This is a genomic window from Pseudomonas sp. MS15a(2019) (assembly GCF_013277805.1).
GTDB classification, from domain to species: Bacteria; Pseudomonadota; Gammaproteobacteria; order Pseudomonadales; family Pseudomonadaceae; genus Chryseomonas; species Chryseomonas benzopyrenica.
This window is the reverse complement of record NZ_VBTN01000010.1, coordinates 314,064-339,128: the sequence shown is the minus strand read 5'-3', so window position 1 is coordinate 339,128 and position 25,065 is coordinate 314,064. Positions and strand designations below refer to the sequence as shown.

Here is a 25,065-nt window from a genome sequence, read left to right as displayed (position 1 = left end):
TGCGGGAGCGTTGCCCTTCCTCTAAGCTACCGGCTGGATTCCCGGGGCGGCCCGGGCACTGGCGGTCCTTGCGGGGAGAAGGATGATGACCACCACCCCGAGTTTCTGGCGCGATCCCGCGCTGCCCTTTCTCGAAGCCCGCTCCATCCAGGACGGTCGCGCGCTCTGCTATGCCCCTCATTCTCACGAGACCTTTTCCATCGGCACCGTGCTGGGTGGGCGCAGCCGCTATCACAATGGACCGACCCGCGAACTGGTAGGGGCGGGTACCCTGGTGCTGATGAATCCCGGCGACGTCCATGCCTGCAATCCCCAGGGCGAGGACGCCTGGCGCTATCGCATGCTGCATGTGGATGCTGGCTGGCTGGCCGAGCTGCAGCGCCCAGGCGCCGAGGACTTCCAACCGCTGGCCGTGCAGCTGTCCAGGGATGTCACCCTCTACGCTGGCCTGGAGGCCCTGCATGCCTGCCTGGTCGCCCCCGACAGCACCACACTGCAGCGCCAGAGCCGGGCGCTGCTGTACTTCGAATCCGTGCTGGCCCGACTGGGGCGCACGCCCATCGCTGCCGCGCGGGAGCGTGAGGATCGCCGCTTGCGCCGGGCCGCCGAGTTTCTCGATGCCCACTGCGGCGAGGGCGTCAGCCTGGACCAGCTCAGTCAGGTGGCGGATCTCTCGCCCACTCAGCTGATTCGCAGCTTTCGCCGGCGCTATGGCCTGACGCCCCACGCCTATCTGATCGACCGCCGCATCCGGCTGGCGCGGCAACGACTGCGCCAGGGCGAGGAGTTGGCGGAGGTCGCCCTGGCCACCGGCTTCGCCGACCAGGCGCATCTGCAGCGCACCTTCAAGCGCCTGGTGGCAGCTACCCCTGGCCAGTACCGCGCCGCTTCAACCCTCCCACAGCAGTGAGGCGGCGCACAGCACCAGCAGCACCGCCAGGCCGCGATTGAGCAGGCGCAGGCGGGGCGCCGCCAGGGCGCGACCGCGCAGCCATTCGCCGGCCACCGCCCAGCAGGCGAGCGAGGCGAAGCAGATCACCAGATAGAGGACGGCGAATAGCGCCAGGCGCCCGCGATCCTCGCCGACGAACAGGGCCACCCCGGCCGCGGCGGCGAGCCAGGCCTTGGGATTGAGCCACTGCAACAAGGCACCATCACGAAAGCCCGGACAGTGCCGCAGCTGGCCGGTGCCCAGGTCCCCGGAGGCCCTCGCCAGTTTCCACGCCAGGTACAGCAGAAAGAGCGCGCCGGCCGCGCGCAAGACCCAGAGCAGCATCGGCCAGGCCGCCAGCACCCCATGCAGGCCAAGGCCGACCGCCACCAGCAACACCACGAAGCCAAGGGTGGCGCCCGCGACATGCCACAGGGCCGGGCGCCAGCCATGGGTCAGGCCGGTATTGAAGCCCACCAGGTTGACCGGGCCGGGCGAAAGGGAAGCCACCAGGGCAAAGGTGGCCATGGACAGGATCAGGGTCAGGGTCATCGCTAGGTCTCGTCGATTGCGCAGACCTGACCCTAGCGAGCGTGACCGTCCGCCGTATTGAAGAAAATGACCCTTCGAGCCCGACGAAAGGCGGGAATTCGCGGCGTTTCGCTGACGTCCATTACAGCGAGCCGAGCGCTCCCCCGGTGGTTTCAACGTCGCTGTCGGCCACCGGGGCTTTCTTCTTTCACGTCCTGACGGCTAGGGCGCGATGGGCAGGGTGAAGGTGAAGGTACTGCCCTCGCCCAGGGTACTGGTGACGCTCAGCTCGCCACCATGGGCCTCGACGATGCCCTTGGCGATATACAGCCCCAGCCCATGGCCGGTGGGGTTGTCTTCCTGCACATGCCAGAAACGCTCGAAGACCCGCGCCTGCTGCGCCTGGCTCATGCCACGACCGTTGTCGCTCACACTGATCTGGGCCATGGGACCGACCCGCTGCATGCTCAGTTGGACCAGACCACCCGGCGCGGTGAATTTGATGGCATTGCCCAGCAGATTCATCAGCACCTGGAAGATGCGCTCGGCTTCCACCAGCACCTGAATATCCTGATCGGCCGCGTATTCCAGGCTGATGTTCTTGATCTCCGCCAGCGGTCGCGACAGCAGGATGGGTTGCGCACAGACGTCGGCCAGACGCGCCTGCTTCAGATCCAGCGCCAGGCGATCGGATTCGATCTTCGACAGGTCCAGCAGGTCGCTGATCAAGGCATTCATGCGGTTGGCCGCGGTCTCTATCACCTCCAGCGAACTGGGCAGGCGGTCATCGCCCAGCGCCAGCTTTTCCAGCTGGCGCTGCAGCATCCCGACCTTCATCAGGATAATGGTGATGGGGCTGCGCAGGTCGTGGGAGACCGCCGCGACGATCTCGTCGCGCAGGCGTACCGCCTGGCGCTCACGCTCGACCTGACGCGCCAGGTCCAGCTCGATGGCCGAACGGCGCAGGTCCTTGGCGGCGAACAGGTCGGATGGCCGCCAGCGCTGGGAGCGCAGCTGTACCAGTTCCTTCCAGGCGTCGAAGGAGCGCCGTGGATGGGGATAGTTGAGGCCAGGACCCGAGACGGGCGCCGTGGGCTCCAGCTTGGCCGGATTACCGCTCCAGACCACGGTGGTCACGATCTCCGGGCGGAACCAGAGCACCAGGTTACGTACCGGTTTGGGGAGCGCCAGCGCCAGGACGCCGCTGGCCCGGTCGCTGTAGCGACGGGCATCGGGCAGTTCGTCGGCCAGGCAGCGCGTCGCATAGATGCCCGAGGCGTCCATCTCGGCGGTGACCCAGGCGGCGAGGATACGGATGTCTTCCGCGCTGGGGCATTCGCCCAGGCTGCAGAGCTCGTCCTCCACCAGCACCGCGACACCGGTGGCATCCACCAGCTCCAGCAGATCCGTGGCCCGCTCGCACAGGCCGCTGAGCACCTCGCCGCGGCTGTCGCACATCCCCTGGATCAGCGCGGCCAATTGCGCCTCGCGGGCATCAATCTCGCGCTGGACCTGGCGATTCTCCAGCGCGCGGATCATCAGGGACACCAGCACCCCGACCGAGCGGCAGGCCATCCGGGTGCGATAGGGCAGGTACAGCGGCTCGCGATGGCCACAGCTGATCAGCCCCCAGAGCTTGTCGTCGCTGATCAGCGAAACGCTCATGGAGGCACGCAGACCCTGGTTGCGCACGTACTGGCAATGGATGGGCGACACGCTGCGCAGCACGGCGTGGGTCAGGTCGATCGGATCCCGCTCGCTGCCGTGTAGAAAGGCCGGCACCAGGGGCACTGCCTGGTACTGGGCGTCGGGAATGTTGCGGATCCAGTTCTCATGATAGAGCGCCCGCGCCTGGGCAGGAATGTCGGCTGCTGGGAAGTGCATGCCCAGATAGCTGTCGATATCCTCGACGCGGTCCTCGGCCACCACCTGACCATCGCCACCGTCGTCGAAACGATAGACTACCACCCGGTCGAAGCCGGTCAGCGCCCGCACTTCCCGTACCGCGCCTTCGCACAGCTCGGGCAGGGTACGCGCCTGTTGCAGACGCGCCAGGGCGCGGGCCAGGCCCGCCGGCTCGACACCGCCGTGGTCATCCGGCTCGAATTCCAGGAACACCAGCCCATGATTGCGATGCAGGATCACGTCCATGTCGCGAATCGGGCGCGTCCAGCTCAACGGATTGGCTTCTTCCAGATGTTCCAGCGTCAGCGCCTGTCGCACCTGTTCCAACAGGTCGACGGGCAGGACCTGCTGCAGCGGCCGACCCAGCAATTCCACCTGCGGCTTGCCCAGCAACTCGGGCAGGTTGTGACTGACATGCTTGACCAGCCCCTCCACCTCCTCGAAAGCGATGAGATAGCCATGTGCCTGGATAGCGCCTGGAATGCGGATCGGCTCGCTTTCGCAGCTTTGCAGCGACTGACCGGAAGGTGCAGCAATCATGCGACTGTCTCAAATGAACTCTTGAATAGGACCGCTCCAGGGCGATCCTGTTAAAGCTTTAGCACCGAATGGCTGTGAATGTGATGCCGGTCACGCAGTTTCAGCATCCGTTGCACTAGTTTCGCATTCGCAGTGGCCGATAACGATTATTGCGCTTCTCTTTCGGACGAAGGGTTCTTGGACTGACCTGAGATGTCCTGGCTGGCCTCCCTGCCTGACGGCGGTATCATGGGCTTTTGCCCAGAGTCCCAACATGGCCCGCTTCCGTCCCTTGCCCATCATCGACCGCAGCCGGGATGACCTGTTCATGCGTGAGGCCCTGGCCCTGGCGGAGCAGGGCGCGGGGCAGGGCGAGGTGCCAGTCGGCGCGGTGGTGGTGCTGGATGGAGAGGTCATAGGCCGGGGGTTCAATCGGCCCATCGGGGCCCATGATCCCAGCGCCCACGCCGAGATGCAGGCCATCCGCGATGCCGCCGCGCGCCTGGCCAACTACCGGCTGCCGGGGGCGACCCTCTATGTGACGCTCGAACCCTGCAGCATGTGTGCCGGCCTGATCGTCCACAGTCGTATCCAGCGGCTGGTCTATGGCGCCAGCGAGCCGCGCGCCGGCATGGCCCAGAGTCGCGGTCGCTTCTTCGAGCAGGACTTTCTCAACCATCGGGTGCTAGTGGAAGGCGGGGTGCTGGCCGAGGCCTGCGGCCAGATGCTGACCGAGTTCTTTCGCGCGCGACGCCATCCGGTGGCTGGCGAGGGTTAGGCCGCCAGTTCGCGCATCCGCGTGAGCACCGCATTCAGGCCATTGCTGCGCGATTGCGACAGCTGCCGTTCCAGGCCCAGCTCGGTCAGCCAGCCATGGATATCGAGACGGCCCAACTCGTCGCGGGTCAGGCCATTGGCCCGCACCAGCACCACCGCGAGCAGCCCCTTGAGTACTCGAGATTCGCTGCTGGCGCGAAAGAAGTGGCGATCGCCCTGGGCTTCATGGGTCAGTCGTACTCGGCTCTCGCAGCCCTGTACCAGATCCTCGTCGCGCTCCTCGAGCACCGCCGGCAGGCGCTCGGCCCACTGCAGCAGCAGTCGCGAGCGCGCTTCCCAGCCCTTGGCGATGACGAAGGCGCGGCGGGCTTCCGCGGCATCGGGAAGCAGATTCATCGCAGCAGCTCCAGGGCGTTGTCCAGGGCAGTGAAAAAGCGCTGCAGGTCTTCGGCATCGTTGTACAGGCCCAGGGACACCCGCAATGCACCCGGCGTCTGCATGGTCTGGAACAGCGGCATGGCGCAGTGCTGACCGGCACGCACCGCGATGCCCTGTTCACCCAGCAGGTGGGAAAGATCGCCGACATCGACGCCAGCTACCTGGAAACTGGCCAGGGCGATCTGCGGCTCGCCCAGCACCCGGACGCCCTCGCGGGCGGCCAGCCCGGCCAGCAGCTTCAGACTCAGGGCCTGCTCGTGACCGCGGATCAGCGTCTCATCCTGGCCCTGAAGCCAGTCGACCGCCGCGCCCAGGGCGATGGCCGCCCCTATGGGCGGCGTCCCCGCCTCGAAGCCCGTGGGGGCAGCGTGAAAGCGGGCGTCGGTGAAGGAGGTGTGCTGCACCATCTCGCCACCGAATTGCCAGGGCTTGAGCTGCGCCAGGCAGTCGGCCTTGCCCCAGAGCACGCCGATGGCCTCGGGCGCATAGAGCTTGTGGCCGGAAAAGACATAGAAATCGGCGTCGAAGTCGCCTGGGCGATGACGTCCGTGGACCGCGCCCTGGGCGCCGTCCACCACCAGCCAGGCCGGCGAGCATGCCCGTACCAGGACGGCGAGCTCCGCCAGCGGCTGCCAGGTGCCAAGGACATTGGACAGCTGGCTGACTGCGACCACGCGCGTTCTCGGCCCCAGCAACCGCTCGGCGGCTTCCAGATCCAGATGACCGCTCGGGGTCAGGGGGATAACCCTGAGCTGCAGTCCCTTGCGCCGGGCCAACTGCTGCCAGGGCAGCAGGTTGGCGTGATGTTCCAGGGCACTGATGAGGATCTCATCCCCGGCGGCAAGGGCGTCTTCCAGACCATAGGCCAGCAGGTTGAGCGCCTCGGTGGCACCGCGGGTCAGCACCACCTCGTGCGGCGAGGCGGCGCCCAGCCAGGCGGCGATCCGCCCCCGGGCGCCTTCGTAGGCAGCGGTGGTACGCTCGGCCGCCCAGTGCTGGGCCCGGTGCACATTGGCCGCGCCCAAGCGGTAGCTGGCCAGCAGGGCATCCAGCACCACCTGGGGCTTCTGCGCCGTGGCGGCGCTGTCGAGATAGGTGATGCCATCGGCGGCGAACGCGGTGAAAGCCGGAAATTCGGCTCTCCAAGGGGAGGGTAGCGACATGGCGACAGCTCCGGGGTAGCCCGCATGGCGCGGGCTGCCCGGTTGTGGACTCAGTTGTGCGCGTGCAGCGCTTCGTTGAGTTCGATGGCGGTCTTGTTGGTCTTGCATTCGACCGCGCCGGTTTCCGAATTGCGGCGCAGCAGCAGATCGCTCTGACCGGCCAATTCGCGGGCCTTGACCACCCGCACCAGCTGGTTCTGGTCGTCCAGCACCGCCACCTTGGTCCCGGCGGTGACATAGAGACCGGATTCCACGGTGCAGCGATCGCCCAGTGGGATGCCGATGCCGGCGTTGGCGCCGATCAGGCAGCCTTCGCCGACGCTGATGATGATGTTGCCACCACCCGACAGGGTGCCCATGGTGGAGCAGCCACCACCCAGGTCCGAGCCCTTGCCGACGAAGACGCCCGCGGAAACGCGGCCTTCGATCATGCCGGGGCCGGCGGTACCGGCGTTGAAGTTGACGAAGCCTTCGTGCATCACGGTGGTGCCTTCACCTACATAGGCACCCAGACGCACGCGGGCGGTATCGGCGATGCGCACGCCGGCCGGCACCACGTAGTCGGTCATCTTGGGGAACTTGTCCACCGAGAAGACTTCCAGCAACTTGCCGCGCAAACGCGCTTCCAACTGCTCGGCCGGCAGCTCGGCCAGGTCCACGGCGCCCTGGTTGGTCCAGGCCACGTTGGGCAGCAGGGCGAAGATGCCGCTGAGGTTCAGGCCATGGGGTTTGACCAGGCGATGGGACAGCAGGTGCAGCTTCAGGTAGGCCTCGGGAGTGGAGGCGGGCGCGGCGTCTTCGGCCAGCAGGGTGGCCACCAGCGGCTTGGTGCTTTCCGCCAGACGGGTCAGCAGCGCCGATTGCACGGCATCGATGCCCTTGAGGGCTTCGGCCAGACCGCGCGCCTGGGCCGGGGCGAAGGCGATAGCCTGGTTGCCGCCCTGGTAGTCCAGCAGCGGCGCGACCGCCTCGACCAGCGCCGCCGGGGGATTCAGCAGGGGCTGTGCATAGAAGACTTCCAGCCAGGCGTCCTGGCGATTCTGGGTGCCGACACCGAAGGCGATACTGAAGAGGGCATTCGACATGAGACTGTTCCTTTGCAGAGGCACCGATCCGGTCGGTGCGAGATGTTCGGTAGTAGGGGCGGTGGCCGCGGGGTTCAGTTCAGGGCCGCGGCATAGAACTCGGGCTTGAAGCCCAGCAGGGTACGGTCGCCGAGATCGAGCACGGGTCGCTTGATCATCGAAGGCTGCGCCAGCATCAGATCGATGGCCCTGGCGGTGTCGAGGTCGGCCTTCTGGGCGTCGTCGAGTTTGCGGAAGGTGGTGCCGGCGCGATTGAGCACCTTGTCCCAGCCATGTTCCGCGCACCAGGCCGCCAGCCGCTCGCGGTCGATGCCGCTCTGCTTGTAGTCATGGAAGTGATAGGCCTGGCCGTGCTCGTCGAGCCATTGGCGGGCCTTCTTCATGGTGTCACAGGCCTTGATGCCGTAGAGGCTCAGGCCACTGGCCGCTGCGGGCATGGCGTTCTCCTGCGAAAGACTGCAACCGCAGATTATGCCATGACGGGCCGGAAAAGGGCCGGGCGTCGCGCCCTGAGTGAAGAGGGTGGAGGCCGGAAAGCAGAAGGCCGGGGAGTCCCCGGCCTTGGCGATCAACCGCGGCTTTTCACGCCGTAGGTTTCATCGAGGGTGCCGGGGGTGCCGTCACCCTTGGGCGCGTAGTCCCGCGGCGCTTCGGTCGGACCGTCGATGCGCTCGCGACTGGATGGGTAACGCTGCTCGGCGCTGTGCAGCGAGGCCAGCAGGTGCTGACGGGTCAGCTCGTCCTGGGCCAGACGCTCGGCGCCTTCGGACAGGTGCGACTGCATGTCTTGGTAGGTCTGGGTGAGCTTGCGCACCAGGCCGGCGGTGGTGCTGAAGTGGCTGGTGACCTCGTGCTGGTAGTCGTCGAACTTCTTCTGCAGGTCATCCAGCTGGCGCTGCACGCGGCTCGGCGCGGCACCCGGCACCAGGCGCGCCAGCAGAAAACCTATCCCGACCCCGATCAGCAGCGCGATCAGGGGCAACAACCAGGTAGTGAGCGACTGTTCCACGAAACTTCCTCTATGAGCGGCTTTGCTTTACGGTAACGGCAGACCGGCGAGCCTGTACACTGGGTTGCGTCATCTGCCATTCGCTGGGCGTCATCATACCCCGCACTCAGGCATCGCGCAGGATCGACCCTATCAAAATCAACTCCTTGGATGAGCACTGTTCGTCCGGGATCACGGAGTCAAGCGTGTCAGCCCGTGAACAACCCCTGCTGCTGGAGGGCCCCGCGGGCACTCTGGAAGCGCTGTACCAGAGCCCTGAAGCCCCCACCGGCGCGGTCCTGCTCTGTCATCCCCATCCGCTCCATGGCGGCGCCATGCAGAACAAGGTGGTCGCCACCCTGCAGCGCATCGCCCGGGATGCCGGCCAGGCCACCCTCAGATTCAACTTTCGCGGCGTCGGCGCCAGCACCGGCGTGCATGCCGGTGGCGAAGGCGAGATCGACGATGCCGCGGCCGCCCTGGCCTGGTTGCGCGAGCGCCATCCCGACCTGCCCCTGACCCTCTGCGGCTTCTCCTTCGGCTCCTGCGTCGCCGCCTGCCTCGGCGGCCGCCTGGAAGGCGAGGGCGTCGCGGTGGAACGGCTGTTCATGCTGGCGCCGCCGGTGGAGCGCTTCGCGGTCGACGGTCGCCTGCCACAGCGGGCGCGCCTCACGGTGATCCAGCCCGAAGCCGACGAGGTGGTGACCCCTGAGCGGGTCTATGCCTGGTCCGCCGCGCTCGAACAGCCGCACGAATTGCTCCGCGTCGCCGAGTGCAGCCATTTCTTCCATGGCAAACTCGTCGAACTCAAAGATCTGGTCCTGCCGCGCCTGCAGGCCTGACCCTCGTTAGTCTCTCGGATTCCCAGCGCCTCCATGACCACTCGTATTCTCACTGGCATCACCACCACCGGTACCCCGCACCTGGGCAACTACGCCGGGGCCATCCGTCCCGCCATCCGCGCCAGCCTGGCCGCCGATGCCGACTCCTTCTATTTCCTCGCCGACTACCATGCCCTGATCAAGTGCGACGATCCCGCGCGCATCCAGCGTTCGCGCCTGGAGATCGCCGCCACCTGGCTGGCCAGCGGCCTGGATCCGGAGCGCGTGACCTTCTATCGCCAGTCCGACATCCCCGAGATCCCTGAACTGACCTGGCTGCTCACCTGCGTCGCCGGTAAGGGCCTGCTCAATCGCGCCCATGCCTACAAGGCCGCGGTAGACCGCAACCTGGAGCAGGGCGAGGATCCCGACGCGGGCGTGACCATGGGCCTCTACAGCTACCCGGTGCTGATGGCCGCGGACATCCTGATGTTCAACGCCCGGCGCGTACCGGTCGGGCGTGACCAGATCCAGCACGTGGAAATGGCCCGCGACATCGGTCAGCGCTTCAACCACCTGTTCGGCAACGGGCGCGACTACTTCGCGCTGCCCGAGGCGGTCATCGAGGAAAGCGTCTCCACCTTGCCCGGTCTCGACGGCCGCAAGATGTCCAAGAGCTACGACAACACCATCCCGTTGTTCGGCAGCGCCAAGCAGCTCAAGGACGCCATCGCCCGGATCGTCACCGATTCGCGCCTGCCCGGCGAGCCCAAGGACCCGGACAGCGCCCATCTCTTTACTCTCTACCAAGCCTTCGCCACCCCCGAGCAGAGCGCGGCCTTCCGCGCGGCCCTGCAGGACGGTTTGGCCTGGGGCGAAGCCAAGGGTCAGCTGTTCGAGGTACTGGATGCCGAGCTGGGCGTGGCCCGTGAGCGCTATGCGGCGCTGATCGCCCGTCCCGACGATCTGGAAGATATCCTGTTGGCCGGCGCCGCCAAGGCCCGCCGCGATGCCACGCCCTTCCTCGGCGAACTGCGCGAAGCCGTGGGCCTGCGCTCGCTCAAGACCCAGGTCGCCGTCGGCAGCACCAAAAAGAAGACCAGCAAGACCGCCCGCTTCGTCAGCTTCCGTGAGGGTGATAGCTTCCGCTTCCGCCTGCTCGACGCCGACGGCACCGAACTGGCGCTGTCGATCCCCTTCGCCGAAGCCAAGACCGCCGGCATCACCAGCAAGCAGCTGGTCGCGACGCCGGCCAGTGTCGTGGCGGGAGACGGCAATGGCTTCCAGCTGCTGCTGGACGATCAGGTGGTGGCCGAAGGCGTCGCCAGCGATTCCCCCGCCACCCGTGACGCCCTTGTCGAGCGCACCCGCGCCGCCCTGGCGCAATTGGCCGAAGCCTAAAGGGCACCCGCGGTCCCCGGCGTTGTCAACGCCAGGGACCGCCATTACAGTGACCACCCTTTTTTCCCACCCGACCAGAAGCCGCCATGACCCCCCTCGAGCGTTACCAGGCCGACCTCAAGCGCCCGGAGTTTTTCTACGATGCTGCCCAGGAAGAGGCCGTCCGCCATCTGCAGCGCCTCTATGATGAATTGCTCGCCGAGCCCGCGGCCAAGGGCGGCCTGTTCGGCAAGCTGCTCGGGCGCAAGACGGTCACGCCGGTCAAGGGGCTGTATTTCTGGGGTGGGGTAGGGCGCGGCAAGACCTATCTGGTCGATACCTTCTATGACGCCCTGCCGTTCAAGCAGAAGATGCGCACTCACTTCCATCGCTTCATGAAGCGCGTGCATGAAGAGTTGCGCACCCTCAAGGGCGAGAAGAATCCCCTGACCATCATCGCCCGGCGCTTCGCCGACGAGGCGCGGGTGATCTGCTTCGACGAATTCTTCGTCTCCGACATCACCGATGCCATGATCCTGGCGACGCTGCTCGAAGAGCTGTTCAAGAACGGCGTGAGTCTGGTCGCTACCTCGAACATCGTGCCCGACGGCCTCTACAAGGACGGTCTGCAGCGCGCGCGCTTCCTGCCGGCCATCGCCTTGCTCAAGGAGCACACCGAGATCGTCAACGTCGACAGCGGCGTGGACTATCGCCTGCGCGCCCTGGAGCAGGCCCAGCTCTTTCACTATCCGCTGAGTGAGGAGGTCGAGGCCGCGATGGCCAAGAGCTTCCGTTCGCTCACCGTCGAGTGCAACGACCTCTGCGAAGACGTGCCGCTGATGATCGAGAATCGCGAGATTCGCGCCCGCCGCACCTGCGAAGACGTCGCCTGGTTCGATTTCCGCGCCCTCTGCGACGGTCCGCGCAGCCAGAACGACTACATCGAGCTGGGCAAGATCTTCCAGACGGTGCTGGTCAGCAACGTCGAGCAGATGGATGCGCTCAAGGACGACATGGCGCGGCGCTTCATCAACCTGGTCGACGAATTCTACGATCGCCAGGTCAAGCTGATCCTGTCCGCCGAGGTCGAACTCAAGGACCTCTATTCGGGTGGCCGCCTGGAGTTCGAATTCCAGCGCACCCTCAGCCGTCTGCTGGAAATGCAGTCCCACGAGTACCTCGCTCGACCGCACAAGCCCTGAACCCTGGCTGGGTTGAAGGATCAATCCTTTGACCCAGGTTTTCGGGAGGTACGTGTGAATTCTGACCCCTTCGCCGATTGGGATGGCTCGCCTACCCAGGCGCGCATCCTGCAAAAGCAACTGGCCAAGCAGGTCCTGTTGCACGACGACTTCGGCTCGCCGCGGCGTTATGCCGGTGTCGATGTAGGCTTCGAGGAGGGCGGCGAGATCACCCGCGCGGTCGCCGTCCTGCTGGATGCCGAGACCTTGCAGCCGCTGGCCCATGCCGTCGCCCGCATCCCCACCGTGATGCCCTATGTGCCAGGCTTGCTGTCCTTTCGCGAACTGCCGGCATTGCTCCAGGCCTTGGCGGAATTGCCAGAGACCCCCGAGCTGGTGTTCTGCGATGGCCACGGCATCGCCCATCCACGCCGATTGGGTATCGCCGCCCATCTGGGCGTGGTCACCGGTCTGCCGACGATTGGCGTGGCCAAGAAAATCCTCACTGGCCACCACGGCGAACTCGCCGAGACGCGCGGCAGCCAGGTCGACTTGCTGAATCGCGAGGGTGGGGTGATAGGTACGGTGCTGCGCAGCAAGGATCGGGTCAAGCCGCTGATCGTCTCGCCCGGCCACCGGGTCAGTCTGGCCACCGCGCCCGCGCTGGTCATGGCCTGCGTCAGACGCCACCGCCTGCCGGAACCCACACGGCTGGCAGACCACCTGGCCTCACGCCGTCAGGGCTCGGCGGCTACCCAGGCGCTCTTTTCCTTCTGATTCTCTGCTTGCTTTTTTACCCTGAGCGGGTATCATGCCGCAGCTTTCTTGGCGGGGGATGCCTAAGCCTGCCGAGATCGCCGTAGCGGACGCCGACCCGAGCCCCCGAAGAGCGTCTGTTTCCGGCTGCCCCTGACTTGTCTGGGGTTGCACTGTTGTGTAGAATTTGCCGTCTTTTTACCAGGGCGGCCTCTGAGGCCATAGAGAATGAAAACTTTCACCGCAAAACCGGAAACCGTTAAGCGCGACTGGTACGTCGTCGACGCTGCTGGCCAGACTCTGGGTCGTCTGGCTACTGAAATCGCCACTCGCCTGCGTGGCAAGCACAAGCCCGAATACACTCCTCACGTTGACACCGGCGACTACATCGTCGTCATCAACGCCGAGCAGGTTCGTGTGACCGGTGCCAAGACTACCGACAAGATGTACTACCATCACTCCGGTTTCCCGGGTGGCATCAAGTCGATCAACTTCGAAAAGCTGATCGCCCGTGCTCCCGAGCGCGTCATCGAGACCGCCGTCAAGGGTATGCTGCCGAAGAACCCGCTGGGCCGCGACATGTATCGCAAGCTCAAGGTGTACAAGGGTGCGAACCATCCGCACACCGCTCAGCAGCCCCAAGAACTCAAGTTTTAATCGGGATAGTACAACATGTCGGCAACTCAAAATTACGGTACCGGCCGTCGTAAGACTGCCACCGCTCGTGTCTTCCTCCGTCCGGGCACTGGCAAGATCTCCATCAACGATCGCGCTCTGGACACCTTCTTCGGCCGCGAAACCGCGCGCATGGTCGTGCGTCAGCCCCTCGAGCTGACCGAGACCCTGGAGAAGTTCGACATCTACGTTACCGTCGCTGGCGGTGGTGTGAGCGGTCAGGCCGGTGCTATCCGTCACGGCATCACCCGCGCTCTGATCGAGTATGACGAAGGCTACCGCAGCTCCCTGCGCAAAGCCGGTTACGTCACTCGTGACGCCCGTGAAGTCGAGCGTAAGAAAGTCGGTCTGCGCAAAGCGCGTAAGCGTCCGCAGTACTCCAAGCGTTAATCCTTCGGGATACGCTCGAAAAACCCAGCCAAGCGGCTGGGTTTTTTTATGCCCGGCATTTTTCCAGCAGGGATGTCGTAGGTTGGGCTGAGGCAGCTCCACCGCCGAAGTCCGGCAGCGACCGTACCTTGAGGCGTTGGGCTTCGCTACGCTCAGCGCCAACCTACGGGAGTATGCCTGGGCAACGTAGGTTGGGCTGAGACGGCTCTATCGTCGAAGCCCAGCAAGCAAGCAATGCATCCCTGCTGGCATTGGGCTTTGCTACGCTCAGCGCCAACCTACGGGGGGTTACCCAGGCAACGTAGGTTGGGCTGATACGGCTCTATCGTCGAAGCCCAACAGGCAATGCATCCCTGCTGGCATTGGGCTTTGCTACGCTCAGCGCCAACCCGCGGGGATGTATCCGGGCGGCGTGGGTGGGGCTTACCAGCTACCGCAGGCCCTGGCACCTCCTTGAATTCCGGGCATGAAAAAGGGCGCCAAGGCGCCCTTTTTCATCTACCGCCAGAATCAGCGGGTGTGGTTTTCCCGCGACTCGTTACGCTTGCGGTCGATCTCGGCCTGAGCGGCTTCATCTGCCTGCACCGTGTCGGCCTGAGCGGCTTCATCTGCCTGCACCGTGTCGGCCTTGGGGGCTTCGGCGGAGCTATCGTGCTCACCGGTCAGGGCGACGTTGGCCGCTTCTTCCTGGGCAGGGCTAGGCACGACTTCGACGGGCTCTTCCACCACGATTGGCGCGGACTCGGCTTCAGCGGCGGGCAGCTCTTCGGCGGCCTGGACGGGCTGAGCCTCGGGTGCCTGCTGCGGCTCTACGGTCCCTACCGCTGCGGTAGCGAAGGTTTCCTCGGTTTCCGCGATGGCGCCCAGGGCAGGGGCTTGCGCATCCTGCTCGGCCTGCTCGGCCTGCTTGGCACGGGCAGCCTCAGCTTCACGGGCCAGGCGCTCACGGCGACGACGCTCGCGCGGATCATTGGAGGCGCGACCTGCAGCCGATTCTGCCGCGTCGGTCTCGACCGGTGCTGTGGGGATGGGCGCGGTTGGAGTTACCGGAGCGACCTGCTCGGCGACCGGTGCGGCGATTTCCACTTCCTGATGCGGTGCACGCTCGTCCTGCAGCTGGCTCACCTGGGGGGTGAGGATCTCCGGCTGGGCAGGGGCGTCGGCGGCAGGCTGCTCCAGCGCAGCATCCTGAGTCGCTTCGGCGGCGGCAGGAGTGGTGTCGGCAGCGAATGTCGGTTCCTGCTGGCGAACGTCACGAACCTCTTCCTGGGTAGCAATGGCGGTCACGCTTTCGCTGACCACGACGGCGGTACCCAGGGCGACCGCGGCCGGCGCGACAGGGGCATCGGTGGCTGCAGTACTCTGCTCTTCGTCTTCGATGAAGTTGCCGTTGGCATCACGCTGACGCTCGCGACGGTTGCTGCGACGACGCTGACCGCGGGAACGGCGACGCGGACGCTCTTCGCCTTCTTCCAGCTCCTCGTTGCCGTCCAGTACCTCTTCTTCGTTCAGCTCTTCGGCACTGGCCGCTTCCTGACGCTCTTCGCGCACCTTGCGTTCTTCGCGCGGTTGACGCTCTTCACGCGGCTTGCGCTCTTCGCGAGCCGGACGCTCTTCGGCACTCACGCGCTCTTCGCGCGGCTGACGCTCCTCACGAGGTTGGCGCTCTTCGCGGGACTGACGCTCTTCACGCGGCTGGCGCTCTTCGCGATTGGCGCGCTCTTCACGCGGCTGGCGCTCTTCGCGATTGGCGCGCTCCTCACGGGGCTGACGCTCTTCGCGCGGCTGACGCTCCTCGCGGGGCTGGCGTTCTTCACGCGGTTGACGCTCTTCGCGGTTGGCGCGCTCTTCACGGGGCTGACGCTCCTCGCGAGCCGGACGATCTTCACGGGCCTGACGCTCTTCGCGGGGCTGACGCTCTTCACGCGGCTTGCGCTCTTCGCGGGCCGGGCGCTCGCTACGCTCGCCACGGTCGGCGCGGGGCTGACGCTCTTCACGCGGCTTGCGCTCGTCGTCACGACGGCCTTCGCGGCGGCGATTCTGCTGGCGACCGTTGCGGCGCTCGTCCTGGCTGCGCTGCTCGTCGCTGCTCTTGGCGGCGACCGGCGCGGCAACGGCCTTGTCGGCCATCGGCTGCTCTTCGGTCTTGCCGGCGAACAGGCTGACCAGGGACTTCACCAGGCCCTTGAACAGGTTCGGCTCGGCAGTGGCCTTGGCTGCGGGGGCGGCGGGCGCCACCACTTCGGCGGTGACCGGAGTAGGGGCCGGCGCGCGCTCGGGCGCGACCTTCACCGCCGCTTCCTGGCGCACCAGGGTGCGGGTGGAGCTGACCGGTTGCACCTCTTCGGCTTCGGTATTGGCCATCTCGTAGCTGGACTGGCTGTTCAGCAGCTCGGGATTGTCGTCACGTAGACGCTGCACTTCGAAGTGCGGGGTCTCGATATGGTCGTCCGGCAGGATGATGATGCGCACGCGGGTGCGCAACTCGATCTTGGTGATGCTGTTGCGCTTCTCGTTGAGCAGGAAGGACGCGACCTGGATGGGTACGTGGGCACGGACCTCGGCGGTGCGATCCTTGAGGGCTTCTTCCTCGATCAGGCGCAGGATGGCCAGCGACAGGGATTCCACGTCGCGGATGATGCCCTGGCCGTTGCAACGGGGGCAGACGATGCCGCTGGTTTCGCGCAGGGAAGGGCGCAGGCGCTGACGGGACATTTCCAGCAGGCCGAAGCGGGAGATGCGACCGATCTGCACGCGGGCGCGGTCGGCTTCCAGGGCTTCGCGGACACGATCTTCCACGGCGCGCTGGTTCTTGACCGGGGTCATGTCGATGAAGTCGATGACGATCAGGCCGCCGATGTCGCGCAGGCGCAGCTGGCGGGCGATTTCCTCAGCCGCTTCCAGGTTGGTCTGCAGGGCGGTTTCTTCGATGTCGCCACCCTTGGTGGCGCGCGCCGAGTTGATGTCGATGGACACCAGGGCTTCGGTGGGGTCGATGACGATGGAGCCACCCGACGGCAGCTTCACTTCGCGCTGGAAGGCGGTCTCGATCTGGCTTTCGATCTGGAAGCGATTGAACAGCGGGACGCTGTCCTGGTACAGCTTGATCTTGCTGGCGTACTGCGGCATCACCTGGCGGATGAAGCTCAGGGCCTCTTCCTGGGCTTCGACGCTGTCGACCAGGACCTCGCCGATGTCCTGGCGCAGGTAGTCGCGGATGGCGCGAATGATGACGTTGCTTTCCTGATAGATCAGGAAGGGACCCTTGCGCTCGCCCGAGGCTTCGTTGATGGCGGACCAGAGTTGCAGCAGGTAATCGAGGTCCCACTGCAGCTCTTCGGTGCTGCGGCCCAGGCCTGCGGTGCGCACGATCAGGCCCATGTCGCCCGGAGCGTTCAGGCCGTTCAGGGCTTCGCGCAGTTCGTTGCGCTCTTCACCCTCGATGCGACGGGAGATGCCGCCCGCGCGGGGATTGTTGGGCATCAGCACCAGGTAGCGACCGGCAAGGCTGATGAAGGTGGTCAGGGCGGCGCCCTTGTTGCCGCGCTCTTCCTTTTCGACCTGGACGACTACTTCCTGGCCTTCGGAGAGCACTTCCTTGATGTTGACGCGGCCTTCCGGGTTCTTCTTGAAGTATTCCCGGGAGATTTCCTTCAGCGGCAGGAAGCCGTGGCGATCGGCCCCGAAGTCGACGAAGGCGGCTTCCAGGCTGGGTTCGATGCGGGTGATGCGGCCTTTGTAAATGTTGGCCTTTTTCTGTTCGCGGGCTCCGGACTCGATGTCCAGATCGAACAGGCGTTGACCGTCGACCAAGGCAACCCGCAATTCCTCGGGCTGGGTCGCGTTGATGAGCATTCTCTTCATGTAATACCACTACGTTCCAGGCTCTCGGCCCGCGTGGTGGCAACAGGATTCAGGAGAAGGGTGCACGGGGTCGTATCGAAACCGGAGTAGCTCCGGTCTTCGTGTCCAGCAGCAGGCCCGGGGGCGTGCCGCGACTACGTCTCCTGCAGGCGCTTGAGCGACTGCCTTTGCAGCTCCGCAGAAGGAGGAATCAACCAGGCATGGTGCGGGCGTGACAGCCGAAAGGCTCGGGCAGCCGGGTCGTCGCGGGATTCGTGTCAGGTGTCGCGGTTGGAGCATCGGCCGTTGGCCTTGAGGCTTCCACCTGCGATCGTCACCTTGGCCGAAGCTGGGCGCGAAGCGGGCTGCAGGCGTACTGTCAGGCTACGCGATACGCTGGTTGTGCATCTCCATCCTGCACACAATCTTCAGGAATCTGGTGCCGCCCGCAAGGTCCGGAGCGGTTGTCGTTTTACAGCTGGCACCCTGGGTGCCGCTGCCTTGGTTACCAGGCGGATCGCAGCTCGCCACTCACCCCCTTGGGCAGAGTCGGCGGTCTGCTGGACGGCCAGACGTCCAGTGACTATTGCATTTGCAGCCTATTATTCGCGGGCGGAATCGACGGCCTCGCGAGCGGTGCCATCCAGACAGGACTGATAACCGCCTCCGGACTATAGCAGCAAGCTTTAAGTGCTTCAAATAAGGGAAAATTGCTATCATCTGCCGATGACTAAGCCTCCTTCTCCCAGCACCGGCGTTCAACTGCTCGATGTGCCCGCCGACTATGCCGGCCAGCGTATCGACAACTTCCTGCGTACCCAACTCAAGGGCGCGCCCAAGACCCTCATCTATCGCATCCTGCGCAAGGGCGAAGTGCGGGTGAACAAGGGGCGCATCAAGCCCGACTATCGTCTACAGGCCGGCGACCAGATTCGCGTACCGCCGCTGCGGCTGTCCGAGCCCGGCGAGCCGGCACCCCTGGCCAAGGGGCTGCTCGAGCGGCTGGAAGAGTCCATCGTCCACGAGGACAAGGCCCTCATCGTCATCAACAAGCCGGCCGGGATCGCCGTACACGGCGGCAGTGGCCTGACCGGCGGGGTCATCGAGGTCTTTCGCCAGCTGCGTCCCGAGGCCCGCGACATCGAGCTGGTCCATCGCCTCGACCGGGATACCTCGGGCCTGCTGATGATCGCCAAGAAACGCAGCATGCTGCGTTTCCTGCACGAGGCCTTGCGTGGCGATGGCGTCGACAAGCGCTATCACGCCCTGGTGCGCGGCCATTGGCCGGCGGCCAAGAAGAAAATCAATGCGCCGCTGCTGAAGAACACCCTCAGATCCGGCGAGCGCATGGTCGAGGTCAACGACGAAGGCAAGGAAGCGCTCACCGAATTCCGCGTGCTGCGGCGCTATGGGGAATTCGCCACCCTGGTCGAGGCGCGGCCGGTGACCGGTCGTACCCATCAGATCCGCGTCCATGCCCGTCACGCCGGGCACGCCATCGCCGGTGATCCCAAATACGGTGATGAAGACTTCTCCCAGGAGATTCGCGAGCTGGGCGGCAAGCGGCTGTTCCTGCACTCGGCGAGTCTGGTGATCCCCTTGCCCGAAGGTGGTGAGCTGCGCCTGGAAGCGCCGGTCGACGGCACCTGGAGCCAGACGCTGGAGCGGCTGGATGCCTGACTACCAGCTGCTGATCTTCGACTGGGACGGCACCCTGGCAGATTCCATCGGCCGGATCGTCGAGGTGATGCACGTGGCGGCCGAACAGCTGGGGCTGCCGCCGCGTAGCGACGTGGCCATCAAGGGCATCATCGGCCTGGAGCTGGTCGCGGCCATCCAGACCCTCTATCCGCAGCTGGTGACTCCGGCGCAGATCGAGGGCTTTCGCGATGCCTACAGCGCCGAGTTCGTCCGCCGCGAGCAGGAGGCATCGCCGCTGTTTCCGGAGGTGATGAGTGGGCTGCAGCGCTTTCGCGCCCAGGGTTACCAACTGGCCGTGGCGACCGGAAAGAGCCGGCGTGGGCTGGCCCGCTCGCTGCAGCAGCATGGCCTGAGCGAGTTCTTCGATATCACCCGTTGCGCCGACGAGACAGCTGGCAAGCCCGATCCGCAGATGGTGCAGGAGATCCTCGCCCATTGCGGTGTCGCCCCGGAGCGTGCCCTGCTTGTGGGAGATGCGGTGTTCGACCTGGAAATGGCCCGGCGTGCCGGGGTCGCTGCGGTCGGGGTCGCCTATGGTGCCCAGCCGGCCGAGGTGCTGAGGGATTTCGGACCGCGCCTGGTGATCGAAGCTTTCGCGGACCTGGCGCTGTGGCTGGGTGACAACATTGTGGGCAGGAGTGAGGTAGGGCATGGCTGACGAGTGGAAGGAAGACAATGGGCGTGCGCGTCCGGCGGACGACAAGACCTGGGCCCTGATCGAGAAGACCATGCTCGCCAGTGTGCGCGAGCAGCGGCGGGCGCGGCGCTGGGGCATCTTTTTCAAGCTGCTGACCTTCGCCTACCTGATCGTCATGCTGGTGCTGTTCACGCCGCTGCTGTCGTTGGGCAAGAAGGGTGGGGTGACCGAGTCCGGTGCCCATACCGCGCTCATCGAGCTCAAGGGCGTGATCGCCGACGACGAGAAGGCCAGTGCCGACAATGTAGTTACGGCCCTGCGCAAGGCCTTCGACGACAGCAACACCCGTGGCGTGGTACTGCGCATCAACAGCCCAGGCGGCAGTCCGGTGCAATCCGGCTACATCTATGACGAGATCAAGCGCCTGCGCGGCCTGCATCCGGACATCAAGCTGTACGCGGTGATCACCGACCTGGGTGCCTCGGGCGCCTACTATGTGGCCAGTGCGGCCGATGCCATCTATGCCGACAAGGCCAGCCTGGTCGGCTCCATCGGCGTGACCGCGGCTTCCTTCGGCTTCGTCGGCACCATGGAAAAGCTGGGTGTGGAGCGGCGCGTCTACACCTCTGGCGAGCACAAGGCTTTCCTCGATCCCTTCCAGCCGCAGAAGCCCGAGGAAACCCGCTTCTGGCAGCAGGTGCTGGATACCACCCATCAGCAGTTCATCGACAGCGTCAAGAAAGGGCGTGGCGACCGGCTCAAGGTCGAGGGTCATCCCGAGTTGTTCTCCGGATTGGTCTGGTCCGGCGAGCAAGCCCTGACCCTGGGACTCATCGATGGCCTGGGCAGTGCCAGCTACGTGGCGCGGGATGTGATCAAGCAAGAGCGGCTGGTGGACTATACCCAGGAAGATTCGCCCTTTGATCGCTTCGCCAAGCGCCTGGGCGCCAGCGTCGCCGAGCGTCTGGCCCTCTATATGGGCTGGCAGGGTCCGACGCTGCGCTAGGGCAGCGTCCAGCAGGTCTCAGGGGACCTGCAGTCCTGCCTCGCGCAGCAGCGCGGCGAGCCGAATGAGGGGGAGGCCGATCAGACTGGTCGGATCCTCTCCCTGCATGGCGTCGAAGAGCGCGATGCCGAGGCCCTCGGCCTTGAAGCTGCCGGCGCAGTCATAGGGCTGTTCCGCCAACAGGTAGCGGTCGATCGTCGCCGCGTCGAGCGGGCGAAAGCGCACCTGGAAATCCACCACCTCGCTACGGCACTCGCCGGTGCGACTGTCCAGCAGGGCGAGTCCGGTATGGAATACCAGCGTCTGGCCACTGGCGCGGGCCAGTTGCTGGTGGGCCCGTTCATGCGTCAAGGGCTTGCCGAGAATCTCGCCATCAATGGCGGTTGCCTGATCCGAGCCGATGATGAGCGTGGGCGCGGGCTGGTCGGCCAGGGCGGCAGCCTTGGCCCGCGCCAGTCGCTCCACCAGCGCCCGGGGGCTTTCGCCGGGTAGCGGCGTCTCGTCGATGTCCGGCGACTGGTGGGCGAAGGGCAGGTGCAACCTTTCCAGCAATTGGCGGCGGTAAGGTGAGCTGGAAGCGAGTAGAATGAGAGGCATCGGTTTGTTCTCGGGCGCGGTCGACCAGAGGTCGGTCGGAATCGCTTCGGGGTTAATTTCCTTTGACAGCCGTAAGGCCGTCCCTATAATGGCGCGCTTATGTTGAATGGGCCAATTCCACCTCAGGTCGATCCTCGCAAATTGGCGGATCGCGGCGTAACCCTTAAGGGTGAGCTGCCTCTCGCGAACATGCGGCGTGTCGGCGAGCAGCTCGTGAAGTCCGAAGGCGCGGTAGCCGTCGTCCTCGACTTCGGGCGTGATCAGCAAAAGCAATTCGTCATCCATGGTGTCCTGGATACCGCGGTCGAGATGATTTGCCAGCGTTGTCTGGAGCCGGCAGTGCTTCCCATTAGCAGCGAATTCGATTTCGCCGTGCTCTGGGAAGGGAAGTCGGCCGATGCCTTGCCACAGGGTTACGATGCCCTGGAGGTTGGTGAAGAACCCCTGGATCTGCATAGCCTGATCGAAGAAGAGCTGTTGCTCGCTCTGCCAATCATCCCTGTGCATCCGGAAGGTGCTTGCCAACATCCGGAAGGTTTCGAGGCGCCCGAAGAGCCGGCGGACGAGGAAAAGCGACCCAACCCGTTCAGTGTACTTGCGCAGTTGAAGCGTGACCCAAACGTTTAGGAGTTAAATCATGGCTGTTCAGCAGAACAAAAAATCCCGTTCCGCTCGCGACATGCGTCGTTCGCACGACGCCCTCGAAGCGAACGCTCTGTCCGTGGAAAAGAGCACCGGTGAAGTTCACCTGCGCCACCACGTGTCGCCCGACGGTTTCTACCGCGGTCGCAAAGTGATTGACAAGGGTTCCGACGAGTAATCCTCGATCGAAATCGTCATCGCGATCGATGCAATGGGCGGGGACTTCGGTCCCCGCTGCATTGTTCCTGCTGCACTCGACGCTCTCGAGCGTTTCCCCGCCTTACAGCTTCTCCTCTGTGGTCAGCGCGACGCCCTGTCGGCCTGGTCACCGCCTGCCTCCCTCGCCAACCGCCTGCAGTTCGAATACGTCGATGCCCTCGTCGGGCCCGATGAGCGACCCGCTGCTGTGGTACGAAGTCGCACCCGGACCTCCATGCATGCCGCCCTCGAAGCGGTCCAGCAGGGGCGTGCCCAGGGCTGCCTGAGTGCCGGCAATACCGGGGCCTGGATGGCGCTCGCGCGACAGCTGCTCGGGACGCTGCCGGACATCGATCGACCCGCCATGGTATCGGCGCTGCCCGGGCGGGACAGGCATCAGACGCTGCTGCTGGATCTCGGCGCCAACCTCGACACCTCGGCCGAACAGCTGGTGCAGTTCGCCTATCTGGGCGCGGGGGCGGCCCAGGCGCGGGGTCTGGTGCGGCCAAGGGTCGCGCTACTGAACGTCGGGCGCGAACCGGGCAAGGGCACGCCGGTGATCCAGGACGCCGCCCGGCGCCTCGCTCAGAGTCAGGCCTTCGATTTCATCGGCTTCGTCGAAGGCAGCGATCTCTATGCCGCCGCAGCCGACGTGGTGGTCTGCGATGGCTTCACCGGCAACGCCGTGCTCAAGTCCGGCGAGGCGCTGCTGCGCCTGTTGGTCGAGCGCAGTGGCACGGCCTCCTGGCTCGAACGTCGGTTGCTGCAACCCTGGCTGGCCCGCCGTTTCCGTCATTGGAATCCGGAGCTGCACAATGGCGCGAGCTTTCTCGGCTTGAACGCGGTGGTGGTGAAGAGCCATGGCGCGGCAGGCGAAGTCGGTCTCGTTCAGGCCATCGAGCGCGCTCTGCGCGACGTGGAGACTGATCTGCCTGGCCGTATCCGGTTAAACTTGGCGGCTCTGAAAGCGGTGTGACCGACCGGTCGACACCGACATCTCAGTCTGTCAGTGGCGGAATCGCGGTTTCGCCAGCAATGGACCTACAAGAGACCTGCCTATGTCCGCCTCTCTCGCTTTCGTCTTTCCCGGTCAGGGTTCCCAGGCCCTGGGCATGCTGGGTGAGTTGGCCACGCACCATGCGCTGATCGGCGAAACCTTCGCCGAAGCCTCCGCCGTCCTCGGCTACGACCTCTGGGCGCTGACCCAGCAGGGCCCCCAGGAGTCGCTTAACCAGACCGACCGTACCCAGCCCGCCATCCTGACCGCCTCCATCGCGTTGTGGCGTCTGTGGCTGGCCGAAGGCGGCACCAAGCCGGCCTATGTCGCCGGTCACAGCCTGGGCGAGTACTCGGCGCTGGTTGCCGCGGGCAGCCTGCCGTTCGCCGAGGCGGTACGCCTGGTGGCGCGTCGCGGTGAGTTGATGCAGCAGGCCGTGCCGGCCGGGCAGGGTGGCATGGCCGCCATCCTGGGTCTGGAAGATGCCCAGGTGCTGGCCGCCTGTGCCGAAGCCGCCCAGGGCGAGGTCGTGAGCGCCGTCAATTTCAATGCCCCGGGTCAGGTGGTGATCGCCGGTGCCGCCGCCGCGGTAGCGCGCGCCATCGAGGCTTGCAAGGCGCTGGGTGCCAAGCGCGCCGTGGCCCTGCCGGTCAGCGTGCCGTCCCACTGCGAGCTGATGCGCCCGGCGGCCGAGCGGTTCGCCGAGGACGTACGCGGCTGCACCTGGAGCCAGCCGGAGATTCCGGTGGTGCAAAACGTCAATGCCGGCGTCAACACCGACCTGGACAGCCTCCAGCAGGATCTGCTGGCCCAGCTCTACAGTCCGGTGCGCTGGGTCGAATCCGTGCAGTACCTGGCTGCCCAGGGCGTCACCCACCTGGTGGAGTGCGGCCCCGGCAAGGTGCTGGCCGGTCTGAACAAGAGATGCGTCAAGGGCGTGGAAACGCTGGCCCTGGACACCCCCGACGCCTTCGCCGCCGCGCGCGCGGCTTTTTGAATCGAGGAAACGAGATGAGTCTGCAAGGTAAGGTCGCCCTGGTCACGGGCGCCACCCGTGGTATCGGTCAAGCCATCGCCCTGGAACTGGGCCGCCTGGGCGCCACTGTGATCGGCACCGCGACCAGTGAGGCGGGCGCCCAGCGCATCGCCGAGTCGCTCAAGGCCAACGGTATCGAAGGCACCGGTCTGGTGCTCAACGTCTCCGACAACGCCTCCGTCGCGGCTGCCCTCGAGCAGGTCCAGGCACAATTCGGCGCCCCGTCGATCCTGGTCAACAACGCCGGCATCACCCGCGACAACCTGATGCTGCGGATGAAGGACGACGAGTGGTTCGACGTGATCGATACCAACCTCAACAGCCTGTTCCGCCTGTCCAAGGTTGTGCTCAAGGGCATGACCAAGGGGCGCTGGGGTCGCATCGTCAGCATCGGCTCGGTGGTGGGAGCCATGGGCAATGCCGGCCAGGCCAACTACGCCGCCGCCAAGGCCGGTCTCGAGGGCTTCACCCGGGCGCTGGCTCGCGAGGTGGGTTCGCGCAACATCACCGTCAACGCCGTTGCGCCTGGCTTCATCGACACCGACATGACCCGTGAACTGCCGGAAGCCCAGCGCACCGCGCTGCTGACCCAGATCCCGGCCGGCCGCCTCGGCCAGGCCGACGAGATCGCCAAGGTGGTCGGCTTCCTGGCCGGCGAGGGCGCGGCCTATGTGACCGGCGCCACGATCCCCGTGAACGGCGGAATGTACATGAGCTGACCGGCGTTACCCCCGCGCGGCTATTGCGCTAAGCTGGTAAACTGTCGGACCAGCAATGGCCGTGCATACGTCTTGATGTCGCGTCAGCTTGAAATACGGAAATCCCTTTCTATACACTTACGCGCAATCCGTTGTGCGGATTTTTCCTT

The 25,065-nt window shown here is 65.4% G+C and carries 25 protein-coding genes; 16 read left to right on the top strand and 9 right to left on the bottom strand.

Annotation, left to right across the window (positions count from 1 at the left end):
• Positions 1 to 85: 85 nt before the first annotated feature.
• The gene (locus FEZ61_RS16045; RefSeq protein WP_173149655.1) at positions 86 to 910 is read left to right on the top strand and encodes an AraC family transcriptional regulator; all 825 of its coding nucleotides are present in this window, start codon (positions 86 to 88) and stop codon (positions 908 to 910) included.
• Here FEZ61_RS16045 and FEZ61_RS16040 read toward each other — a convergent pair.
• Both FEZ61_RS16040 and FEZ61_RS16035 read right to left on the bottom strand, forming a co-directional pair.
• Entirely contained in the window at positions 890 to 1,477 is a 588-nt protein-coding gene (locus tag FEZ61_RS16040) for a LysE family translocator (protein ID WP_093254550.1), read from the bottom strand. The two genes, FEZ61_RS16045 and FEZ61_RS16040, sit on opposite strands and share 21 nt — an antisense overlap.
• 207 nt (positions 1,478 to 1,684) lie before the next feature.
• Positions 1,685 to 3,907: an ATP-binding protein gene (locus tag FEZ61_RS16035; protein ID WP_068383792.1), complete on the bottom strand. Its 2,223-nt coding sequence runs from the start codon at positions 3,905 to 3,907 to the stop codon at positions 1,685 to 1,687.
• A 253-nt stretch (positions 3,908 to 4,160) separates the two neighbouring features.
• Here FEZ61_RS16035 and tadA point away from each other — a divergent pair, with 253 nt between their 5' ends.
• On the top strand, positions 4,161 to 4,664 hold the full coding sequence (gene tadA, locus FEZ61_RS16030; RefSeq protein ID WP_093254555.1) for a tRNA adenosine(34) deaminase TadA: 504 nt from the start codon (positions 4,161 to 4,163) through the stop codon (positions 4,662 to 4,664).
• Here tadA and FEZ61_RS16025 read toward each other — a convergent pair.
• From FEZ61_RS16025 to FEZ61_RS16005, 5 genes are all read right to left on the bottom strand, one after another.
• Positions 4,661 to 5,059, bottom strand: coding sequence for a SufE family protein (locus FEZ61_RS16025; RefSeq protein ID WP_173149451.1), 399 nt, complete (start codon positions 5,057 to 5,059; stop codon positions 4,661 to 4,663). The two genes, tadA and FEZ61_RS16025, sit on opposite strands and share 4 nt — an antisense overlap.
• Complete coding sequence (locus tag FEZ61_RS16020) at positions 5,056 to 6,264, bottom strand: cysteine desulfurase (RefSeq protein WP_173149449.1); 1,209 nt, start codon at positions 6,262 to 6,264, stop codon at positions 5,056 to 5,058. Before FEZ61_RS16020 ends, FEZ61_RS16025 begins: the two co-directional genes overlap by 4 nt.
• Before the next feature lie 50 nt (positions 6,265 to 6,314).
• A complete protein-coding gene (dapD, locus tag FEZ61_RS16015; RefSeq protein WP_042137936.1) occupies positions 6,315 to 7,349 on the bottom strand; it encodes a 2,3,4,5-tetrahydropyridine-2,6-dicarboxylate N-succinyltransferase in 1,035 nt (344 codons plus the stop codon).
• A 74-nt stretch (positions 7,350 to 7,423) separates the two neighbouring features.
• Positions 7,424 to 7,786: an ArsC family reductase gene (locus tag FEZ61_RS16010; protein ID WP_017640000.1), complete on the bottom strand. Its 363-nt coding sequence runs from the start codon at positions 7,784 to 7,786 to the stop codon at positions 7,424 to 7,426.
• A 131-nt stretch (positions 7,787 to 7,917) separates the two neighbouring features.
• A complete protein-coding gene (locus FEZ61_RS16005) occupies positions 7,918 to 8,358 on the bottom strand; it encodes a DUF1043 family protein (RefSeq protein WP_064307427.1) in 441 nt (146 codons plus the stop codon).
• A 185-nt stretch (positions 8,359 to 8,543) separates the two neighbouring features.
• Here FEZ61_RS16005 and FEZ61_RS16000 point away from each other — a divergent pair, with 185 nt between their 5' ends.
• The 6 genes from FEZ61_RS16000 (at position 8,544) to rpsI (ending at position 13,540) form a co-directional block, all read left to right on the top strand.
• Positions 8,544 to 9,179: an alpha/beta fold hydrolase gene (locus FEZ61_RS16000; protein WP_173149447.1), complete on the top strand. Its 636-nt coding sequence runs from the start codon at positions 8,544 to 8,546 to the stop codon at positions 9,177 to 9,179.
• Positions 9,180 to 9,212: 33 nt separating this feature from the next.
• Entirely contained in the window at positions 9,213 to 10,559 is a 1,347-nt protein-coding gene (locus FEZ61_RS15995) for a tryptophan--tRNA ligase (protein WP_173149445.1), read from the top strand.
• Positions 10,560 to 10,645: 86 nt separating this feature from the next.
• Positions 10,646 to 11,740 carry a cell division protein ZapE gene (gene zapE / locus FEZ61_RS15990; RefSeq protein ID WP_017640912.1) on the top strand — a complete coding sequence of 365 codons (1,095 nt, stop codon included), beginning with the start codon at positions 10,646 to 10,648 and terminating at the stop codon, positions 11,738 to 11,740.
• 54 nt (positions 11,741 to 11,794) lie between these two features.
• Positions 11,795 to 12,496, top strand: a complete 702-nt coding sequence (gene nfi, locus FEZ61_RS15985) for a deoxyribonuclease V (RefSeq protein ID WP_017640911.1) — start codon at positions 11,795 to 11,797, stop codon at positions 12,494 to 12,496.
• Between the two features lie 207 nt (positions 12,497 to 12,703).
• Positions 12,704 to 13,132 (top strand): 50S ribosomal protein L13, encoded by a 429-nt coding sequence (rplM, locus tag FEZ61_RS15980; protein WP_007160609.1) that lies wholly within the window; start codon positions 12,704 to 12,706, stop codon positions 13,130 to 13,132.
• A 15-nt stretch (positions 13,133 to 13,147) separates the two neighbouring features.
• The gene (rpsI, locus tag FEZ61_RS15975; RefSeq protein ID WP_017640910.1) at positions 13,148 to 13,540 is read left to right on the top strand and encodes a 30S ribosomal protein S9; all 393 of its coding nucleotides are present in this window, start codon (positions 13,148 to 13,150) and stop codon (positions 13,538 to 13,540) included.
• Positions 13,541 to 14,050: 510 nt separating this feature from the next.
• On the opposite strand, the gene rne is transcribed toward rpsI, so the two are convergent.
• A complete protein-coding gene (rne, locus tag FEZ61_RS15970) occupies positions 14,051 to 17,404 on the bottom strand; it encodes a ribonuclease E (RefSeq protein WP_173149443.1) in 3,354 nt (1,117 codons plus the stop codon).
• A 705-nt stretch (positions 17,405 to 18,109) separates the two neighbouring features.
• Here rne and rluC point away from each other — a divergent pair.
• The 3 genes from rluC to sppA are packed head-to-tail and all read left to right on the top strand — an operon-like array spanning position 18,110 to position 20,727.
• On the top strand, positions 18,110 to 19,063 hold the full coding sequence (rluC, locus tag FEZ61_RS15965; RefSeq protein WP_017641874.1) for a 23S rRNA pseudouridine(955/2504/2580) synthase RluC: 954 nt from the start codon (positions 18,110 to 18,112) through the stop codon (positions 19,061 to 19,063).
• Positions 19,056 to 19,742, top strand: coding sequence for an HAD-IIIA family hydrolase (locus tag FEZ61_RS15960; protein ID WP_173149441.1), 687 nt, complete (start codon positions 19,056 to 19,058; stop codon positions 19,740 to 19,742). Before rluC ends, FEZ61_RS15960 begins: the two co-directional genes overlap by 8 nt.
• A complete protein-coding gene (sppA, locus tag FEZ61_RS15955; protein WP_068383800.1) occupies positions 19,735 to 20,727 on the top strand; it encodes a signal peptide peptidase SppA in 993 nt (330 codons plus the stop codon). Before FEZ61_RS15960 ends, sppA begins: the two co-directional genes overlap by 8 nt.
• Before the next feature lie 18 nt (positions 20,728 to 20,745).
• Here the strand turns inward: sppA and FEZ61_RS15950 are convergent, their stop codons facing one another.
• On the bottom strand, positions 20,746 to 21,324 hold the full coding sequence (locus FEZ61_RS15950; protein WP_026083935.1) for a Maf family nucleotide pyrophosphatase: 579 nt from the start codon (positions 21,322 to 21,324) through the stop codon (positions 20,746 to 20,748).
• A gap of 99 nt (positions 21,325 to 21,423) precedes the next feature.
• Between FEZ61_RS15950 and FEZ61_RS15945 the strand changes: the two genes are divergently transcribed.
• The 5 genes from FEZ61_RS15945 (at position 21,424) to fabG (ending at position 24,916) form a co-directional block, all read left to right on the top strand.
• Positions 21,424 to 21,951, top strand: coding sequence for a YceD family protein (locus FEZ61_RS15945; RefSeq protein ID WP_081594602.1), 528 nt, complete (start codon positions 21,424 to 21,426; stop codon positions 21,949 to 21,951).
• A 10-nt stretch (positions 21,952 to 21,961) separates the two neighbouring features.
• Complete coding sequence (gene rpmF, locus FEZ61_RS15940) at positions 21,962 to 22,144, top strand: 50S ribosomal protein L32 (RefSeq protein ID WP_007160601.1); 183 nt, start codon at positions 21,962 to 21,964, stop codon at positions 22,142 to 22,144.
• 6 nt (positions 22,145 to 22,150) lie between these two features.
• Positions 22,151 to 23,140, top strand: coding sequence for a phosphate acyltransferase PlsX (plsX, locus tag FEZ61_RS15935; RefSeq protein WP_346342868.1), 990 nt, complete (start codon positions 22,151 to 22,153; stop codon positions 23,138 to 23,140).
• Between the two features lie 82 nt (positions 23,141 to 23,222).
• Entirely contained in the window at positions 23,223 to 24,158 is a 936-nt protein-coding gene (gene fabD, locus FEZ61_RS15930; protein WP_017641879.1) for an ACP S-malonyltransferase, read from the top strand.
• A gap of 14 nt (positions 24,159 to 24,172) precedes the next feature.
• Positions 24,173 to 24,916, top strand: coding sequence for a 3-oxoacyl-ACP reductase FabG (gene fabG, locus FEZ61_RS15925; protein ID WP_173149439.1), 744 nt, complete (start codon positions 24,173 to 24,175; stop codon positions 24,914 to 24,916).
• The last annotated feature ends 149 nt before the right edge of the window (positions 24,917 to 25,065 follow it).

What these genes read in the sequence shown, in the direction of transcription:
- FEZ61_RS16020 (WP_173149449.1), bottom strand. Translation starts at nt 6,264, where the DNA reads ATGTCGCTACCCTCCCCTTGGAGAGCCGAATTTCCGGCTTTCACCGCG.
- FEZ61_RS16010 (WP_017640000.1), bottom strand. Translation starts at nt 7,786, where the DNA reads ATGCCCGCAGCGGCCAGTGGCCTGAGCCTCTACGGCATCAAGGCCTGT.
- FEZ61_RS15945 (WP_081594602.1), top strand. Translation starts at nt 21,424, where the DNA reads ATGTTGAATGGGCCAATTCCACCTCAGGTCGATCCTCGCAAATTGGCG.
- rluC (WP_017641874.1), top strand. Translation starts at nt 18,110, where the DNA reads ATGACTAAGCCTCCTTCTCCCAGCACCGGCGTTCAACTGCTCGATGTG.
- rpmF (WP_007160601.1), top strand. Translation starts at nt 21,962, where the DNA reads ATGGCTGTTCAGCAGAACAAAAAATCCCGTTCCGCTCGCGACATGCGT.
- rne (WP_173149443.1), bottom strand. Translation starts at nt 17,404, where the DNA reads ATGAAGAGAATGCTCATCAACGCGACCCAGCCCGAGGAATTGCGGGTT.
- FEZ61_RS16035 (WP_068383792.1), bottom strand. Translation starts at nt 3,907, where the DNA reads ATGATTGCTGCACCTTCCGGTCAGTCGCTGCAAAGCTGCGAAAGCGAG.
- fabG (WP_173149439.1), top strand. Translation starts at nt 24,173, where the DNA reads ATGAGTCTGCAAGGTAAGGTCGCCCTGGTCACGGGCGCCACCCGTGGT.
- rpsI (WP_017640910.1), top strand. Translation starts at nt 13,148, where the DNA reads ATGTCGGCAACTCAAAATTACGGTACCGGCCGTCGTAAGACTGCCACC.
- fabD (WP_017641879.1), top strand. Translation starts at nt 23,223, where the DNA reads ATGTCCGCCTCTCTCGCTTTCGTCTTTCCCGGTCAGGGTTCCCAGGCC.
- sppA (WP_068383800.1), top strand. Translation starts at nt 19,735, where the DNA reads ATGGCTGACGAGTGGAAGGAAGACAATGGGCGTGCGCGTCCGGCGGAC.
- FEZ61_RS15995 (WP_173149445.1), top strand. Translation starts at nt 9,213, where the DNA reads ATGACCACTCGTATTCTCACTGGCATCACCACCACCGGTACCCCGCAC.
- zapE (WP_017640912.1), top strand. Translation starts at nt 10,646, where the DNA reads ATGACCCCCCTCGAGCGTTACCAGGCCGACCTCAAGCGCCCGGAGTTT.
- FEZ61_RS15960 (WP_173149441.1), top strand. Translation starts at nt 19,056, where the DNA reads ATGCCTGACTACCAGCTGCTGATCTTCGACTGGGACGGCACCCTGGCA.
- FEZ61_RS16045 (WP_173149655.1), top strand. Translation starts at nt 86, where the DNA reads ATGACCACCACCCCGAGTTTCTGGCGCGATCCCGCGCTGCCCTTTCTC.
- FEZ61_RS16025 (WP_173149451.1), bottom strand. Translation starts at nt 5,059, where the DNA reads ATGAATCTGCTTCCCGATGCCGCGGAAGCCCGCCGCGCCTTCGTCATC.
- rplM (WP_007160609.1), top strand. Translation starts at nt 12,704, where the DNA reads ATGAAAACTTTCACCGCAAAACCGGAAACCGTTAAGCGCGACTGGTAC.
- FEZ61_RS15950 (WP_026083935.1), bottom strand. Translation starts at nt 21,324, where the DNA reads ATGCCTCTCATTCTACTCGCTTCCAGCTCACCTTACCGCCGCCAATTG.
- dapD (WP_042137936.1), bottom strand. Translation starts at nt 7,349, where the DNA reads ATGTCGAATGCCCTCTTCAGTATCGCCTTCGGTGTCGGCACCCAGAAT.
- tadA (WP_093254555.1), top strand. Translation starts at nt 4,161, where the DNA reads ATGGCCCGCTTCCGTCCCTTGCCCATCATCGACCGCAGCCGGGATGAC.